Below are 354 nucleotides of genomic sequence, written 5' to 3'. Positions count from 1 at the left end.
TCGTCATTAACCCGAACAACCCGACCGGCTCGGTTTACCCTGAAAGCTTACTGAAAGAGTTGGTCGACCTTGCTCGAGAGTTTAAGCTGATGCTATTAGCTGACGAGATCTACGACAAAATTCTATATGACGGCGCAACTCACACACCCCTTGCGTCGCTGTCTTCAGATGTCCTTACATTGACCTACAATGGCCTATCTAAGACCCATCGTGCAGCCGGTTACCGGTCTGGCTGGATGATGATTACCGGTCCTAAGCATTATGCTGAAGATTTCATCGACGGCATCGATATGCTCGCGTCAATGCGACTTTGCTGTAATGTACCCGCTCAATACGCGATTCAAACCGCTTTGG

The 354-nt window shown here is 49.2% G+C and carries 1 protein-coding gene; it reads left to right on the top strand.

Annotated features, from left to right (window positions below; translation table 11 throughout):
* On the top strand, positions 1-354 hold a 354-nt coding region (locus tag A3761_RS08725), incomplete at both ends, for an aminotransferase class I/II-fold pyridoxal phosphate-dependent enzyme (protein WP_156491760.1).

The sequence above is a fragment of the Oleiphilus sp. HI0123 genome (assembly GCF_001635315.1).
This window is presented reverse-complemented; position numbering and strand designations above follow the sequence as displayed.